18 protein-coding genes are annotated in these 16533 nt (G+C 42.5%); 7 read left to right on the top strand and 11 right to left on the bottom strand.

The window, feature by feature from the left end; genetic code table 11:
• The first annotated feature begins 80 nt into the window (after nt 1-80).
• Nucleotides 81-1319: an MFS transporter gene (locus NSS78_RS03650; protein ID WP_003214287.1), complete on the top strand. Its 1239-nt coding sequence runs from the start codon at nt 81-83 to the stop codon at nt 1317-1319.
• A gap of 35 nt (nt 1320-1354) precedes the next feature.
• Here NSS78_RS03650 and NSS78_RS03645 read toward each other — a convergent pair whose 3' ends face one another.
• From NSS78_RS03645 to rfbF, 5 genes are read right to left on the bottom strand one after another with little or no spacing between them, the layout of a single operon-like run.
• Nucleotides 1355-2284: a putative nucleotide-diphospho-sugar transferase gene (locus NSS78_RS03645; protein ID WP_212046304.1), complete on the bottom strand. Its 930-nt coding sequence runs from the start codon at nt 2282-2284 to the stop codon at nt 1355-1357.
• Complete coding sequence (locus NSS78_RS03640) at nt 2285-3475, bottom strand: glycosyltransferase family 2 protein (RefSeq protein WP_342468294.1); 1191 nt, start codon at nt 3473-3475, stop codon at nt 2285-2287.
• Nucleotides 3472-4383 carry a putative nucleotide-diphospho-sugar transferase gene (locus NSS78_RS03635; protein ID WP_342468293.1) on the bottom strand — a complete coding sequence of 304 codons (912 nt, stop codon included), beginning with the start codon at nt 4381-4383 and terminating at the stop codon, nt 3472-3474. Before NSS78_RS03635 ends, NSS78_RS03640 begins: the two co-directional genes overlap by 4 nt.
• A 12-nt stretch (nt 4384-4395) precedes the next feature.
• On the bottom strand, nt 4396-5367 hold the full coding sequence (locus tag NSS78_RS03630; protein ID WP_041816148.1) for a GDP-mannose 4,6-dehydratase: 972 nt from the start codon (nt 5365-5367) through the stop codon (nt 4396-4398).
• 4 nt (nt 5368-5371) lie between these two features.
• Nucleotides 5372-6136, bottom strand: coding sequence for a glucose-1-phosphate cytidylyltransferase (gene rfbF, locus NSS78_RS03625; protein ID WP_050945759.1), 765 nt, complete (start codon nt 6134-6136; stop codon nt 5372-5374).
• Nucleotides 6137-6492: 356 nt separating this feature from the next.
• Between rfbF and NSS78_RS03620 the strand changes: the two genes are divergently transcribed.
• Both NSS78_RS03620 and NSS78_RS03615 read left to right on the top strand, forming a co-directional pair.
• Nucleotides 6493-6642, top strand: coding sequence for a DUF1540 domain-containing protein (locus NSS78_RS03620; protein ID WP_003213883.1), 150 nt, complete (start codon nt 6493-6495; stop codon nt 6640-6642).
• A 198-nt stretch (nt 6643-6840) separates the two neighbouring features.
• Complete coding sequence (locus NSS78_RS03615; protein WP_012009211.1) at nt 6841-7920, top strand: DUF3900 domain-containing protein; 1080 nt, start codon at nt 6841-6843, stop codon at nt 7918-7920.
• Between the two features lie 64 nt (nt 7921-7984).
• Here NSS78_RS03615 and NSS78_RS03610 read toward each other — a convergent pair whose 3' ends face one another.
• On the bottom strand, nt 7985-9184 hold the full coding sequence (locus NSS78_RS03610; protein ID WP_113386819.1) for an MFS transporter: 1200 nt from the start codon (nt 9182-9184) through the stop codon (nt 7985-7987).
• Nucleotides 9185-9287: 103 nt separating this feature from the next.
• Here NSS78_RS03610 and NSS78_RS03605 point away from each other — a divergent pair, with 103 nt between their 5' ends.
• Nucleotides 9288-10196, top strand: coding sequence for a LysR family transcriptional regulator (locus NSS78_RS03605; RefSeq protein ID WP_342468292.1), 909 nt, complete (start codon nt 9288-9290; stop codon nt 10194-10196).
• 33 nt (nt 10197-10229) lie between these two features.
• Here NSS78_RS03605 and NSS78_RS03600 read toward each other — a convergent pair whose 3' ends face one another.
• The gene (locus tag NSS78_RS03600) at nt 10230-10709 is read right to left on the bottom strand and encodes a YbaK/EbsC family protein (RefSeq protein WP_050945755.1); all 480 of its coding nucleotides are present in this window, start codon (nt 10707-10709) and stop codon (nt 10230-10232) included.
• A 148-nt stretch (nt 10710-10857) separates the two neighbouring features.
• Here NSS78_RS03600 and NSS78_RS03595 point away from each other — a divergent pair, with 148 nt between their 5' ends.
• Complete coding sequence (locus NSS78_RS03595; protein WP_342468291.1) at nt 10858-12057, top strand: MFS transporter; 1200 nt, start codon at nt 10858-10860, stop codon at nt 12055-12057.
• A gap of 17 nt (nt 12058-12074) precedes the next feature.
• Here the strand turns inward: NSS78_RS03595 and NSS78_RS03590 are convergent, their stop codons facing one another.
• Nucleotides 12075-12806 (bottom strand): MurR/RpiR family transcriptional regulator, encoded by a 732-nt coding sequence (locus tag NSS78_RS03590; RefSeq protein WP_003213997.1) that lies wholly within the window; start codon nt 12804-12806, stop codon nt 12075-12077.
• Between the two features lie 199 nt (nt 12807-13005).
• On the opposite strand from NSS78_RS03590, the gene NSS78_RS03585 reads away from it, so the two are divergent.
• Nucleotides 13006-14334 carry a 6-phospho-beta-glucosidase gene (locus NSS78_RS03585; RefSeq protein ID WP_050945753.1) on the top strand — a complete coding sequence of 443 codons (1329 nt, stop codon included), beginning with the start codon at nt 13006-13008 and terminating at the stop codon, nt 14332-14334.
• 34 nt (nt 14335-14368) lie between these two features.
• Here the strand turns inward: NSS78_RS03585 and NSS78_RS03580 are convergent, their stop codons facing one another.
• Nucleotides 14369-14617 carry a hypothetical protein gene (locus NSS78_RS03580; RefSeq protein ID WP_327840059.1) on the bottom strand — a complete coding sequence of 83 codons (249 nt, stop codon included), beginning with the start codon at nt 14615-14617 and terminating at the stop codon, nt 14369-14371.
• Between the two features lie 113 nt (nt 14618-14730).
• Between NSS78_RS03580 and NSS78_RS03575 the strand changes: the two genes are divergently transcribed.
• On the top strand, nt 14731-14931 hold the full coding sequence (locus tag NSS78_RS03575; protein ID WP_327840057.1) for a hypothetical protein: 201 nt from the start codon (nt 14731-14733) through the stop codon (nt 14929-14931).
• 10 nt (nt 14932-14941) lie between these two features.
• On the opposite strand, the gene NSS78_RS03570 is transcribed toward NSS78_RS03575, so the two are convergent.
• Nucleotides 14942-15856, bottom strand: coding sequence for an NAD(P)/FAD-dependent oxidoreductase (locus tag NSS78_RS03570; protein ID WP_226804749.1), 915 nt, complete (start codon nt 15854-15856; stop codon nt 14942-14944).
• A gap of 64 nt (nt 15857-15920) precedes the next feature.
• A complete protein-coding gene (locus NSS78_RS03565) occupies nt 15921-16358 on the bottom strand; it encodes an Rrf2 family transcriptional regulator (RefSeq protein ID WP_327840054.1) in 438 nt (145 codons plus the stop codon).
• Nucleotides 16359-16533 lie beyond the last annotated feature (175 nt).

Below are 16533 nucleotides of genomic sequence, written 5' to 3'. Positions count from 1 at the left end.
TATTGTTTTATAGTTCACCTTATGAATAAAATGAGAAGAATGCAAAATAGAAAACAGTTGAATGAAAGGAGGAAGTCTCATTGGCTATTGCTGCTCGTACAAAGGATAAACCTCAAAATTCTGTCACTGGATCAACGGTTTATCCCATTTTATTGATTATTGGCATTTGCCATATGCTCAATGACACTTTGCAAGCCGTTATTCCTGCCATGTTCCCTATTTTAGAACGCTCAATGGGGCTGACCTTTACACAATTAGGGCTGATTGCCTTTACATTAAATATGGTCTCCTCCGTGATGCAGCCCGCTATTGGGTGGTACACAGATAAAAGGCCGATGCCTTATGCACTCCCGGTTGCTTTATTTTCTAGTGCTGTCGGTATATTCGGGCTTGCGTTTGCGCCTTCCTTTGCCACCATTTTGCTTTGCGTTGTCTTTATCGGACTCGGCTCTGCCATTTTTCATCCAGAGGGCTCCCGCGTTGCCAACATGGCAGCTGGTCCAAGACGAGGACTTGCACAATCTATCTATCAAGTAGGCGGAAATACAGGTCAAGCCTTTGCTCCGCTAATCGCTGCTTTAATGCTCGTCCCTCTCGGTCAGCCAGGCGTGGCTTGGTTTACGATTGTTGGAATGATGGCTGTCGGTTTCCTTCTTTATATTTCAAGATGGTACGCAGGAAGACTTCAAACCATTCGAGCTCAAGCGAAAAAAGCTCCAGCAAAAGCTGCAAGATCTGAACTTCACCGTAAGTCAGCACTCACAGCACTTGGCATTATCGTCTTTCTCATCTTTGCCCGCTCTTGGTATGGAAATGCGATATCAAATTTCTATGCGTTTTATGCGATTGAACAATATGGATTGACGATTAAAGAATCACAGACTTATATTTTCTTATTTCTCATTCTAGGTGCAATTGGGACATTTTTAGGCGGGCCGCTTGCAGACCGCTTCGGCAAGAAAACGGTGATTTTAATTTCCTTATTGGCATCCTTTCCACTTGCCTTGCTGCTGCCATTTGCCGGGCCTGTTTTTGCCTATGTTTTACTTGGACTGATTGGAGTCATTCTGACGTCAAGCTTCTCTGTCACAGTCGTTTATGCTCAAGAACTATTTCCCGGGAAAATTGGCACAATGTCTGGTTTAACGGTTGGACTTGCGTTTGGTATGGGTGCAATCGGATCGGTCGCTCTAGGCTCATTCATTGATGCCTTCGGTTTAACGCCTACCATGATCGGAGTCGCCTTTTTACCGATATTAGGCATCCTTGCATTCTTACTACCTAGCGATCAAACCATCTCCAAATGGAATGAATCATAAAAAGGAGAAAACCGCTCAGTGATTGAGCGGTTTTTTCATATCTCATAAAAATGCGTATCAGGTACATGCTTCTTTGCAATAAACCCTTGCTGGAATTCCGGAAAGACCTTTTGCACCTGTTTGATTTTTTGATGAACCAAATCGGCATATGGAATATATAAATGATCCACAAGCTTTTGTTCTGTCATATAGTAATACCAATTCAGATTAAAGGTATTCTCATCAATGATCGTAAAGGCAGAAAAATGATAGAACAAGAGTGGACATTCGTCGAGATACATTTCCCCTTTCACAACTGAAAGCTTGTAGTTTTCAATATTCCAAATCGCGGCATTGGCTCCTTTAGATGTCACCACATGGACCCCTTCAAAATCATCGATCCATCTTTCAACATACCGCTGATCTCCATACGTCTTATTTTTTGTATCCATTTCGACTGTACAGTGTGCAAGACAGTTTTCCTTCCATTGTGTGACCGCCCGTTTGGCAACGTCTGTGTTGCGGCAGCCGACAAATCCAGTATTGAAGCGGCCAGATAACTCATAAAAGTGATAGAACCGCTTGGAATTCATATGATCCGTCAAAAATAAATGAGCGAGTGGATTCTCTGCAAATATCGCCTCTGGATCATGATAAAAATACAAATCCGTATCCAAATGGGCGAGATAATCCGCTTCTGAGGACTCAAGGATTTTGAGCAAAAAAACGGGCTTTAACGTCCAGCAATACTCATGGAACGTCCGATCATCCTTTGCCTTTCGCAGCGTCTCATCTTCAATATCTTCAAGCTGTTCATATTGAACGTGCGGATGAGGAAATTCACTTAACACCTTGTAAGCCAAAGGGTCTGCACATAGAACAGACAACTTGAATGAATGAGCGGTTTGTTCAAGCGAATGAATCAGCGCCAAAAGCTTAAAAACATGGGTATTCGACACAATGGTTGTAAAATGATAAGACGCCATCTACAACACATCCACTTGAAACAAATCAACGCGTAATAGCTCTTTTGTCAGCCCTTGAATGGCTTCTACAAGCACTGTGCAGCCATATTCCTGCCGTGCAAGCTGCGCTGCCTCTGACAGCTTTTTCAAAGGGACATGTCTAGCGGTCAGCTGATCTTTATTATCGCGTTTGACGCCTACGTTCCGCTCTGTGATCAAATGAAGCAGCTCTAAAAAATAAGAGAGCAGACCATCGAATACCGGATTTTCACGCAGCTGCCGGACTTCTTTCACAATGTCATTTGTGACGGTGTGAGAAAATGGACCAGAGAAAGCCAAATGGACATCAATGGCATCAATATTGTTGTACTTCTCGCACATATACAAAATGTTATATTTGATGTCATCAAATGACGTTAAATTACTTGGATGCTCCTGATGCACGCTCATGATATCCTCTCGCAATTCAAAAGAGAGACCAAGCTGATGCAGACGAATTCCTAAATCATAATCCTCAAACCCGTACCGAACGATCTGTTCATCAAACATCCCGAGCGCGATGACATGCTTGCGTTTGACAGAGGAGTTATTCGTAATAAAAAATCGCCACGGCAGCTCATAAGAGCCTAAATCATAGTTGTACGTGCTCAAAATGTCTTTGAGGATATCAATAAACTCAGACTGCAAATCGAAGCTTTTCTCTAGAAATGCACCATTTTCAACTTCCTTCATTGATAAAAGAGGCGTTTTATCATTCATTTTCCGCTTATACAGGCCTTGCTTTTTCAACCGATTGATATGATCCTGATCAAATGCTTCGTAAAAATAACGATAAATCCGCTTCCAGCATACACCACAAATGACAAGGTCCTCATGATCAGCATGTGCCTCCGCATGCTTTTGAATAAATTGCGGCTCTGCCAGCATATCGCTGTCATGGAATATCAGCAGGTCTCCCTCCGCCTCGCGAATGGCATGATTGCGCCCCTTGGCTATCCCTTGATTGACAGGAATACGCACCTTTTTAAACGGGAAATTCACCTCAATGTTCTCGAGCATTTCCATCGTGCCGTCCGTTGACCCATTATCGGCGACAATGACCTCAAACGGAATATTCGTATTCTGAAGCGTTAAAGAAAAAAGACTCCCTTCTAAACGCTCCTTGGCATTATAGCTCGGAATAATGACGCTTACCTTTGGCTTCTCATTCATGCGTCATCCTCCTCCAATTTGGCATAGCCGTTAAACAGCGGATCGACCTGCTCAACAGATTCAATTACATGGCGCAGCACGTTTCGATAGGCTTCTTGGAAAAACGGCAGATCATCTCTCCCCTTTTCATGAATTTGCTGCATCTCATCCTTGCTCACGATGCGAAAGCCGCTGAAATGATAGCAAATGAGCGGATGTCCATCCTCCAGCAAAATCCGTCCATTCTCTTCCCGATATGAATGCTGCCCATAGTTCCAATGACCAATATTCACGCCTTTTGTTTGAATATCCTCCACTTTTTCAAACAGCTTCGGCATATGATCGAGATATCCTTGATCTCCAAACTTGCCTTCTCCCGGTGCATTTTTGCATTCCTTCAAGCATTCTTCCTTCCACCAGCTGAGGCATTTTCGTCCGGCTTTATCTCCTTTAAAATGCAGGAAGCCAGAGTTATAGCGACCTAAAAGCTTCTGAAGCATTTTCACTTCCTCAGGATCGAAGCTCGGAATCACAATATCCCCTCTCGAAAGTAAAACAGAGGCATCCGGCTGATGTTGAAAAATCACTTGCGGGCTCTCATAAAAAAATAAATCCGCATCAAGATAGGTTACTCCTTCTGCCTGCTCCTGTTCAAATAACCACTCAATCCACATCGGCTTTAATGTCCAGCAATATTCCGAGGCATCCCGTTCCTCTTTTTTCTCCAGCAGCTCCGGCGTTTCGAACTCCCGTACATGAACAAGATCAACATGAGGAAAATTCATTTTTTGAAGCAGATCAAATGCAGCATCATCCATACATAACGTCTTGATGACAGCATCATCTTCTACTTGCTTCAATGACAAGAAAAACGCAATGGCTTGATAAAGTCTTCCACTTGATAGAACCGTACAATATATGCTGTTCATCTACTTACACCTCTATTTTTGAAAGAATTCGCGGTACCATTCAATCGTCTTCTCTAAACCTTCATCAATCGAGTAGTCTGGCTTCCAATCAAGCAGCTTTCTCGCCTTTTCTGCCGACAAATATTGATGCTTTATCTCATGCGTTCCTTGGTTTAAAATACGAGGCTTCAGTTCACTGCCCATTGCCTTTAAAATCTTATCCACGAGTTCAAGAACCGTCAGCTGAATTTCATTACTAAAGTTAAAGGCTTCTCCAGCGAGCCCTTTTTCCTCCATCTTCTCAGCTAGCAGCAAATAAGCCTTAACCGCATCTTCAATGTAGAAATAATCACGAATAAATGTCCCGTCACTTCTAATTTCCGGCGCTTCTCCTTCTAGCACAAGCTGGATGGTTTGCGGAATGATTCTGTTGAAATTTAAATCCCCGCCCCCGTATAAATTGCCGCAGCGCGTAATACAAACTGGAAGACCATATGTGTTGTAATACGTGTGAGAAATTAAATCTGCACAGCTCTTTGATACATCATACGGATGTTTCCCATTTAGCGGCATGTCTTCATCGTATGGAAGCTGTTCCTGATCGCCGTATGCTTTGTCACTTGATGCCACGATGACTCGTTTGATCAGCGGCTGTCTTCTGCACGCCTCGAGTACATTCCATGTCCCTAAAATATTGGCTTCAAATGTAGAAACAGGGTGTCTATTTGCGACCCCAACAATGGCCTGCGCCGCCAAATGGAAGACAGTATCAATTTCGTATTCTCCTAACGCACGTTCAATCGTTTGCATATCCTCCAATGCACCTTGCACCACATTCATCTTTTCAAATTGACTGCCTTGATATAAATTCGACCTTGGCACCTGATCACGCACAAGTCCCGTCACGTTTGCCCCTTGATCAATCAATTCCTTGACGAGATAGCTTCCCAATAGTCCTGTACATCCAGTCACAAATACGTTTTTCCCATTCCAAAATCCGCTCATGCCGTCACCAAACCTTCCATGGTTGTTTTCCATTTGTCCACATGCCATTGATTTCCTTCAGGTTCTTATACGTATCGATCGCTGTCCAAAATCCGTGGTGCTCATAAACCGCAAGCTCTCCATCATTCGCCAGATTTTGAAGAGGCTCCGCTTCAAACACGCATTGATCATCGTCTGTCAAATAGTCAAATACCTTTGGAGACAACACAAAAAATCCTCCATTGATCATCCCGATACTGTCTGTCTTCTCAGAGAAGGATTGTGCCATCCCGTTATATACCTTCAACGTCCCGTACTGTGACTTCTTTTCAATTCCTGTGACAGTCGCAGCTGCCCCAAGATCCTGATGACGCTTCAGCAGATGAAACATATTGACATTGGCAAGTCCATCACCATACGTCATCATGAATGTCTCATCCCCAATGTAGTCCTGTGCCTGCTTTAACCGTCCGCCTGTCATCGTATTCTCGCCTGTATCTAAAAAGGTGATTTTCCAGTTCTCTGACTTTCCTAAAAGCTTCATCTCCCCTGTCGCCATATCCAGCTTCATGCTGTGATGCCGCCAGTCGTAGTTCAGGAAATACTCTTTGATCTTCTCTCCTTTATATCCAAGCAATAAGATAAACTCATCTACTCCGTAATACTGATAGATTTTCATAATATGCCATAGAATAGGCCGATCTCCGATCATAGCAAGTGGTTTAGGAAGCGCTTGTGTGACCTCACTCATTCTCGTTCCCTTTCCTCCGCAGAGAATGACTGCTTTCATCTTCTCCCCTCATCTCTCTATGAAAAATTTTTGATTGAAAACCTTATCTTTATGCGGAAAATCAGTACATGTACCCTCATACTTTGTCCGACATCAGGTTTTGAATCTACTCTATTCATATGTCGAAATGAGAGAGGGTGCCACCTAGCATTTAACTATTTTTACAAATAAAAAAAGAGCGAGATTTGTATTCTCGCTCTTTCAAAGTTTAAATTGTATATTATCAGGGTAGATGGTATGATAAACATGTGCATCAACAGCACAAACAGCCTCTTTTTATCAAGAGACTACTAGATGGAATGAATTCAAGTGGCAGCTTGCTTCATTCTCAATATGAATCACGGAGGTGAATTCCCATGGCACAAAACGTACTTTGTGAAGTGAACTCTTGCCGTTTTTGGGCTGATAACAGCTGTACGGCTTCTACCATTAAAATTGGTAAAAACACAATGACTGATGTGACTCGCAATGCTGAAACTGATTGCGAAACGTTTGAAACAAAATAAGAGGTTTTTCTGAGATGAAGGAACTGGCAGGTTCCTTCTTTTCTTTTATCATTCTATCAAGAATGATAATTATTATCAAGTGTTTTTCACTAAACATTTCTCGGGAAATAATGACACGATATTTCTCCATTCGTTGACGATTTTCACTCCTTTTTCTATACTCAACATATCCGAAGAAGAAAAAGTGGTGACCAATCAATGGATTTTACGATACGTTTTCTATCATTCTTTGTCGTAGAAATCGAAGGCAAAGATGAACAAGCAAATAAACGGTTCAAGCATTATCAAACATTAGATCAAGAGGAATTTGAACAAAGTGAGCTGAAGGACTTTTTAGATGGTGAGCTAAAAAAAATCGTCAAACGAAAAGTGGACAGACACCCTAAATCTGAACAAGTACCAACCAAAATTGGCCGGTTCATTGTCGAACCCGGTCATGAACTCGATTCAAATCCAAACTACAATTTATTTCATCAGACGAGATTTGCCGATACAAAAGAAGTATTTAATGAATGCAGTGAACAGTTTGTTCGCACGTATTTAGATACAAGTGCTGTCAGAGGCGGCGTTTTTTTAGTTGCGTCTGCCGTTCCTAAAAAGTACTTCGATGACTCCTTTGTCTTTATTATGAAATGCGATTTTGAACAGAAAGTTGCTTCTATCGCTGATACATCTACCTTGATCAAAAAAGTAGAAATGGCGATTACAACAAAAAACATGAAATCAATTCAATACCCTTTTATGCCAGAAGAGGGCATGACAGAGGAAGCTGAAGTGAAAATTCACCAATCCTCACATGCTCGTTATTTTGAGGACTTTCTGAAATTCGTCGAATACGGAGAATCTATGCCTGAAATCATGAAATCACAGGTCATGAACATGGTGCAGGAACAAGTATTTGAAACATTACAGGATGAAAGTGAAGAATTAAAGCAGTTCGAAGAGGATCTTGAAATATGGGAAGCGAGTGAAAAACGAGAAATTAGAGAAACACTCGATACAGAACAGGTCACACTAGCAGCTTCTCACATTGTGGAACAAACCCCTGATATCACAATGAAAATGCGTCTAGGTGAAACAGAAATCAAAGGGCTTCTAGCGGACTTTGGCCACTCGATCCATATTGCGAAGGTCAACAATCGATATGTCGTGCTCGTCGAAGCAGACCAAATTGTCTTCGAAAAAGGAAGCACACCTGTTGAATTCCATAAACCAAATGGATTAAAAGAGGTTGTCAGCCAGCTCACGCAAAAAGCCTACGATTCAGACTTAGAATAAGAGAATATGACTGCCTCCTGCGATCAGCTGCATGAGGCAGTTTTTTTATATAACGCTTTATTTTTTACACTGCACTAGAAGAAACATGCTGCCCGCCTCTTACCCACATGCTGACAAGCATTAAGCTTATGATGAGCATCAACCAAAAGACGCTGTTTGTTCCGAAAAACTGAATCAACGTATACCCGCACAAAGGCCCTAAAGCAGCCCCCATATCTTGAACAAAAGAATAGCTGGCGAGAAAGCGGTTCTTATCTGTTTGAGCAGAGGCTTTTTGAAAGGCAAGTGTATCGGTGAACGTTGTTACAATCGTTGCCAGCAGCTGAATCAAAAGCAGCATCAATAGGAACCAGCCGCTTACCTTCAGCATGACCCCAAGAAAACTGAGCCCTCCAAATGAAAGAAACATCCAGCATAGCATTCGTTCCTTCATCACAAGCCGATCAAACCATTTGCCCGTTCTCGGTGCTACAAATGGTTCCCATCCCCACCTAATTGCTTGAATCACACCGCTTAAAGCCGAAGCTCCGATGACAAAGCCAAACAGAGTCAATTGATCCTGGTCAATCTTTGCTTCAATGACATGACTCAGCGTGGATGCGAATAAACCTTGAATGATCAGTGCGATCAGCATGCCTGTTATCAGTACTTTTACAACATCTCGTGTAAACCACTTTTGTTTGATGCCATGATACACCTGCGTGCCTTCTCTCTTTTCAATTTCATCCAACGATACATAAAAAATGCATCCCATCAATGTAAGTAAACCAAAGACTAGCGTCATGGACTGGAAGCCGATCAAGCTAGCAAAGATTCCGCCAAATAACATGCCAAATAAACTGCCAAGCCGGTAAAGCCCATTATAAAGCCCCGTCAAATGTCCTTGTGAGCCTTCGTCCATTTCAGCCAAAACCCTCATCCCGCTCATTCGGAGTAATGTCCAAGCGAGACCCCATGCGCAGCGGCAGATAAGCAGCAGCCAAAAGCCGCTCATCCCATATAATATCGTGGTCACTGACGCGATCAAAATCGCGATCAATACACCCGTCTTCATTGGGATATAGCGATAGAGCCACCATACGACAGGTGCTAGCGGGATACGAATGAATCGGTTGATGGACAGCAGTAACCCGACCTCCCAAATGGATGATAAACCAATCTCTTTCCAATAGACCGGGAGAACAATATAGAGCATTGAATCCCCAATAAGTGCAAATGCTGTGATGAGCGATATTGACACAACTTGCTTTTGACGACGATCCATTTTTTCTTCCCCCTTCGCTACCTTTACGATAAGGGATGCCTTATAATAAATCTAATGAATGTTTTTGATTGTTTTATCAAAATAATTGATAGGTGGTGCGAAGTTGAATTTACATGCCCTTCGGATTTTTGCAAAGGTCGCAGAGACAAAAAGCGTCACACAAACTGCCGACGCACTATCTTTGACACAGCCAGCTGTGACGGCTCAGCTTAGAAGCATTGAACGAGAGATCGGGTTTCGCCTTTTTAAACGAAACGGTCGGGGCATTGCGCTCACAGAAATGGGAAAGATGCTGCAACCTTATGCCCGGCAAGTGTTTGAGGCTGAAAAGGAAGTAGAATATCAGATCACGCTATTACAAAACGGGAAGAAGGGGCGCCTCCGCATCGCTTCTACCTACGTACCACTCAACTTTTTACTGCCTGATTGGCTGGCTGCTTTTAAAACGTCATCACCACAGACAGAAATCGAATTAAAAAGCGGAAATTCCGCTCAAGTGATAGAGAGCCTGCTTCAATATGAATCAGATGTCGCCATCGCTGTAATTGAAGATTTGCATCATGAGGAGATCGTTACCTCTCATTTGACGAATTTAAGCTATGATTTTATTGTGCCAGCAGACCATCTGTTGAACGGAAAAACCGTTCCGCTAGAGCGCCTGAGTCAGGAGCCCTTTTTAATGCGTGAAGAAGGCAGCTCCACTAGAGATAAGCTCTTTTCCCTGTTCACCTCGAAAGGAATTAAAAAACCGACTGTTGATTTACAATTCAGCGGTGTTCATGAAGCGATTCAAATGATTAAAGCTGGCTATGGGATCACACTTGTTCCCCGTGATGCGGTTCAAGGCAGTCTCAAGCGGAAAGAGATTGGGCGTGTATATATCGAAGGCATAGAAATCGTCAGACCTGTTGTGATCTGCAAACGGGCGAATGATCTTGAAGAGAATAGAACCGTGGATGCCTTCCTGCAAATGAAAGATATCGGTCCATTTAAGGAGCCGGCTGCAAATTAAAAAGGTGCCTGTATGAGAAACAGGCACTTTTTTCTATTCTGCTGGCTGCACGATGTCATACGGTACAGCCTTTGAGGCTTTCACTAATTGTTCTGGTGTGATCAGTATTTCATTTCCCCATTCACCTGCTCCAACGCCTAATATTTCCTCCTCTAATAGCGAAGCTTCGATGATGGTGCGGAAGCCTTCTGGCTGCCAGCAAAACGGCGGTATTGAGCCAATTCGGTAGCCTGTCACTTCTAGAACCTTCTCTGGTGATGCCATTTTAATATTACGAGAGCCAGCCGCTTTCTTTAGTTTCCCTGACTTAATATGCTGGTCAGCGCCAACCATCACAAGCAGCTGCTCTCCTTCCCCTGTTTCAAAAATCAATGTCTTAATCATTTGTCTCTCACGAAAACCAAGGGCTGCTGCTACATTTGCGGCTCCCTTCTCTGTTTCGGAAGAAAATGTTTTGATTTCATATGGGATACCGTGTTTGTCCAAAAAGTCATGTGCTGGTAATGTTTTCATTGATTGAACCCCTTTCCTTACGATGTGTTTCATTTAGCTTATCACAATCCTCTCATACTTAAGATGTATTTTTGAATGAAAATCCTCTGGGTACTTCATCACCATGGTATACTGAACTTGTTTTTGGAAAAGAAGGAGTCGATTGGATATGGGAAACAAGTTTTGGTGTTATACAGGCAGTAAAAGCCTTCTCATGCTAAGTGATATTCTATTTTTGATGACGATTACGTTAGTTATTTATCAAGATACACAATCTGTTGCCTATGCTGCTGTATTTCCGCTCATAAGAACGCTATGTCAGCTATTGGCTGGGCTCATCTCTCCTGTTTTGACCGCTCACTTTCACGCCGATCGTCTATTGAAATGGGTCCCTCTTTTACGGATTGGGATGCTCGTCGTGTTCACGACACAATTTCATTTCTTTCAGCAGCATCTGATCTGGCTATTTAGTGCGTTCATTTTAATTTCCATCACTGGCGGGTTCATTAGTCCTTTATTACAGTCCATCATGCCGATGCTGGTGCCAGCAAATCAGCTTGTGAAAGCGAACAGTACAGCCTCCATTTTTCATCAATCTGTTCAAATTGCCGGCTATTCGTTCACTGGAATGCTTGTCCTATTGATTGGGCCATTTTATTTAATGTGGGCCTCTTGTTTCATGATTGCGTTGTCTTATCTATTTATCATCCCTGTTTTTTCTCTACTCAAGCAAGAAGACACGGTTCAAAAAGCACATACGAAGAACAGGTTCAAGGATGGCTGGATGATCATTTGGACAAACAAAACGGTTCGCACCCTGACCTTCATGGATGTTTCTGAAAATATTGCAGGTGCTTTGTGGGTCGGACCGGTTACGCTTGCCTTTGTCACACTTGTTTTAAAGGAAGGTGGAGAATGGTGGGGATTTATCAATGCTGCTTATTATATAGGTGCCATTATAGGCGGGATCTTGGCTACATGGTTGAGCCGATTTATTCAAAAAAAGCTTCTCCTCTTTATGGCAGCAGGCTCTTTTATTTATGCAGTGCTGACCATTCTATTTGCGCTGAACAGCCTCCCGTGGCTTGCGTTGCTGCTTTGTATTTTGATGGGGCCTGCCTATCAAATTCGGGATGTTTCACAGCAAACCATTCTTCAAACGGAAACACCAGTCCATGATTTATCAAAAGTGTATTCGGCTCAATACGTCCTCTCTTCTATATCTGTCAGTTTATCTATTTTCTTTGTTGGATTGATTGCGGATACATTCGGAACGAGATTTGTGTATTTGCTAGGCGGTCTATTTGTGCTTGTCTGTTCCGGTATTGCCATCCTCGCTTTTATAAAGCAGAAAAAAGAGAGCGGCTGATTCATGCAGCGGCTCTTTTACTTTTCCTTTAACATCGCGAACATATCACGTGCCATCGCTTCTAAAATATACACGACTGGCGTCTGTGTCGTGATATTGGCTCGGTGAACCCGTTCGTCTGTCACGTAATAGGCAATATTTAAATCTGAAATGCGTGAAATCGTGCAGTGCTGATTGTTGGTAATGCTAATGATTTTGCTTCCTTCTCTTTTTAACTTCGAAATATGATCAATCGTAATACTGTTCTCCCCTGATACAGACAGCACAATGGTGACACTATTGTCTAAATACTGCATATTCATCGGGAAAAACGGATCATTGATGTAAAATGAAAATTTCTCAAGACTTGAAAAGTACCTTGCCCCATACTGCGCCAAAATACCAGAGCTGCCAGTGCCAATAAACAGCACATTTTTTGCATCGGCAATGAGTCTTGCTGCCTCTTTAATTTTCCCCTCAAAGTCCCCTTTTAGTGTTCGTTCAATAAATTCATACAGAAAGTGCTGGGTGCTTTTTAAAGTAGGTGTCTGCTCTGCTTCTAAATACATTTTAAGCTTCACTTTAAACTCTGAAAAGCCTTCACAATTTACTTTTCGGCAAAAGCGAAGGACAGACGAGGTGGATATATGGGCAGCATCTGCTAAGTCCCGAATTCTCATATACACGACCTTTTCACTGTTTTCCATGATGTATCGGTATAAAGCGCTTTCTAGTTCATTAAAGCTGGAAATAACCTCACTTGAAAACATCTGACTTCCCCTTTCTCCAACAGCATGTCACAATGTGTTTCTTTTATGTAACAAATCTCTAAATAGGGCACCCTTGCCTAAAGACGCTGAAGTCATTTACGCACGAGATGCTCTCACGATAAGCTATAGATGTACAAACAAAAGAATTGGCTTTTCTCTATTATAACATTGCGCGTTACATTATTCGGAGGTGCAGAACATGGCAAAAGGATTAAAGGTTGTCACAATTGGCGGAGGATCAAGCTATACACCAGAGCTTGTAGAAGGATTTATTAAACGGTACGATGAATTCCCGATTAGCGAGCTTTGGCTTGTCGATATTGAAGCGGGAAAAGAAAAGCTTGAAATCGTCGGAGATCTTGCAAAACGAATGGTGAAAAAGGCAGGACTTCCAATCGAGGTTCATTTAACATTAGATCGCCGGAAAGCGCTTGCGGACGCTGATTTCGTCACAACACAATTCCGTGTCGGACTTCTCGAAGCACGTATGAAGGATGAACGCATTCCTTTAAAATATGATGTCATTGGTCAAGAAACGAATGGTCCAGGAGGTCTATTCAAAGGGCTTCGCACCATTCCAGTCATTCTTGATATTGTGAAAGATATTGAAGAACTGTGCCCAAACGCATGGCTTGTGAACTTCACAAATCCAGCGGGTATGGTTACAGAAGCCGTACTTCGCTATTCAAACCATCGCAAAGTCGTTGGACTATGCAACGTGCCAATCGGCATTCGCATGGGAATTGCCAAAGGGCTTGATGTCGACGCAAGCAGAGTCGAGGTCAGCTTTGCTGGATTGAACCATATGGTCTTTGGACTCAATGTATTCTTAGATGGCAAAAGTATCATGGATCAAGTCATCGAAGACATGGCAGATCCAAACTCCACGATGTCGATGAACAACATTCATGCCATTCCGTGGGATGCTGATTTCTTAAAAGGGCTTGGCGTGATTCCATGTCCATATCACCGCTACTACTACAAAACAAGTGATATGCTGGCTGAAGAAAAGAAAGCAGCAGAGAATGAGGGCACTCGTGCAGAAGTCGTTCGTGCACTAGAAAATGACCTGTTCGAGCTGTACAAAGACCCTGATCTTGATATCAAGCCGCCACAGCTTGAAAAACGAGGCGGTGCCTACTACAGTGATGCAGCTTGTAACTTGATTGCATCCATTTATAACGACAAGCACGACATTCAGCCTGTCAACACCATCAACAATGGTGCCATCAGTGACATTCCAAATGATTCTGCTGTTGAACTGAACTGTGTCATCACAAAAGACGGCCCTAAACCAATCGCTGTTGGTGAAATGCCAGTCGCAGTCAAAGGACTTATTTCTCAAATTAAATCCTTTGAACGTGTTGCCGCTGAAGCAGCCGTGACAGGCGATTACAACACAGCACTTGTCGCAATGACAATCAACCCGCTCGTCCCATCAGATGCCATTGCAAAAAGCATCCTAGATGAAATGCTAGAAGCACACAAAGAATATTTACCACAGTTCTTCAATAAAGTAGAAGCATAAAACAGAACCGCACTTGTCGACAAGTGCGGTTTTCTTATTTCTCTGTAAACAACTGATCCATCTGAGAGCGGTCATAGTCTAATAGCCAGTGCTGTAGATCAAAAGCATATCTGACAATTTTCAAAGCACGATCCCCTGCTTTTTCTAATACAACTGATTCTTCTCCTAATGACCAATCTGCCACTTCAAAGCGAAGCCCAAAAGGCCGCCCATAAAAAAGAGGCGGCGTGAGGACAAGATCAGGAAAATGACTTTTTAAAAAACTATCGGTTTGATCGCTCATGTCATATCCTTCCATTGGTTTTATTTCTTATTTTACCGTTGAAACTGATGGAAACATAATTGGAAATAAACTGTCATTTCTTATATGATAGAAAGAGATGGAGGTGTGACCAATTGAAAAAATGGTTTTTACAGGTGTTCCTCACAGCATTGATCACCATGTGGATACAGGCTGGACTTGATCAGGCGAACTTCATTCATATCACCAATGTATGGGTCGATGTCAGCAGCTGGATTCTGATCTTCTTTGTCATCTACGCACTTTTTGAATGGACAGCTCACGTCTTAGCAAAAAGGAAAACCGTTCATCGCTAAACATCTCTTTTCATAGAGATGTTTTTTGTTGAAATTCTTCCTGCACAAGTTCATGGATGACGCCCATTCCTGCCTGGCTTCCAGCTGCCGCTGCAAGGACAAGCTGAGCAGGGCCGCCTAAATTGTCACCGCATGCAAAGACACCGCTGACTGTTGTACGACCAAGAATATCTGTTTCGATACCGCCATTTTTCGTCATTTGACAGCCTAGTGTTTCAGCAAATGGAGCTGACTGCTTGAAGTCACTTGCGACAAATCCGCCTTCTCTATTCACCGTTTCCCCATTCGCAAGGTGAATAGAGTGCATTTGCCCATTCTCATGATGAATGGACATAATCGGTACATCAATGACTTGGATAGAATGTGCTGATAGCAATGCCTTCTCCTCTTCAGCAAACACTTGCTGCCCATTCGTAAACACAATCAAATCCTTTGTCCAATTGGAAAGAAGTTTAGCCATATGCAAGGCGCGTGGATTCTCAGCAATGAGAGCAAGTGGCTTATCCTTTAGCTCCCAGCCATCGCAGAAAGGACAGCTAAACAACGTCTTTCCATACACTTCATGCATCCCCTTGATCTCTGGCAGTATATCCTCTAGTCCTGTTGCCAATATGATTTTCTTCGCTTCGAATCTTTCTCCCTCTTGTGTCAGTAACGCAAAGTTGACCTCATTGTTTTGTATCTCAACAATTCTAGTTCGTTTGATTTGGATATTGGAGTAGTTTTGAAGATCTGCTTCACCCGCTTGTCTGATCTCAAACGGTGTCATCCCATCGTTTGTAATAAACCCATGTGATTCCTGGGTCACTCGATTTCTTGGCATCTTGTCATCGAATACAATGACCTGTTTTCTGCCTCGCCCCACAACAAGTGCTGCACTTAATCCGGCTGGCCCGCCTCCAATAATGGCACAATCTAATAACATGTCAATCTCTCCTTTTTATTCAAGACTTTAAAGACTCTTAATATCTATAATTGGTTCAAAAAAATCACATGTTGAAAAATGGATTTTTTTCTGTCTGCTCTATTTGACTTGCGATATCAACTAACCGCTTTTGACTTAGCGTTTTCTGCATTTTCGTTTCAACATCCTGCATGACCTGTTCAATCAAACAGCCATCATGAGGCATGAAAGAATCATGTTCTAAGGAACAACGGAATAATTTGGTTTGTCCTTCTACCGACTGAATCACATCTAAAAACGAAATGTCCTCCTTCTTTTTCAGAATGGTGTAACCACCTTTTGCGCCAGGTGTTGATTCAATCAATCCTGCCTTCACAAGCTTTGTTAAGATTTTGGATAAATAAGTGGGTGAAAGGTCTTGCATCTTGGCGAGAGCCTCAACGCCTATTGCTTTCCCCTTTGGTGCAAGAGTTAAAAACACCATCGTATGCAGCGCATAGTTGGTCGCTTTAGAATATTTCATAGGAACATCCCTTTCTATCTATTACAGACCTTTTATATCTATAATTGATCATAAAAGATTCAAGAAGAAAAAGCAAGTGTCGTGCATCTCCTTCCTGAATTCATTCCACATTTCGCATTTTCTTCCGATAATAGAGGTAAGCACGAATCAAATTTTGATGAAAACTAGAAGGAGT

The organism is Bacillus sp. FSL W8-0920, from assembly GCF_038593215.1.
Taxonomy (GTDB): domain Bacteria; phylum Bacillota; class Bacilli; order Bacillales; family Bacillaceae; genus Bacillus; species Bacillus pumilus.
The sequence above is the reverse complement of the archived record's forward strand: the minus strand, read 5'-3'. Positions and strand labels throughout refer to the sequence as shown.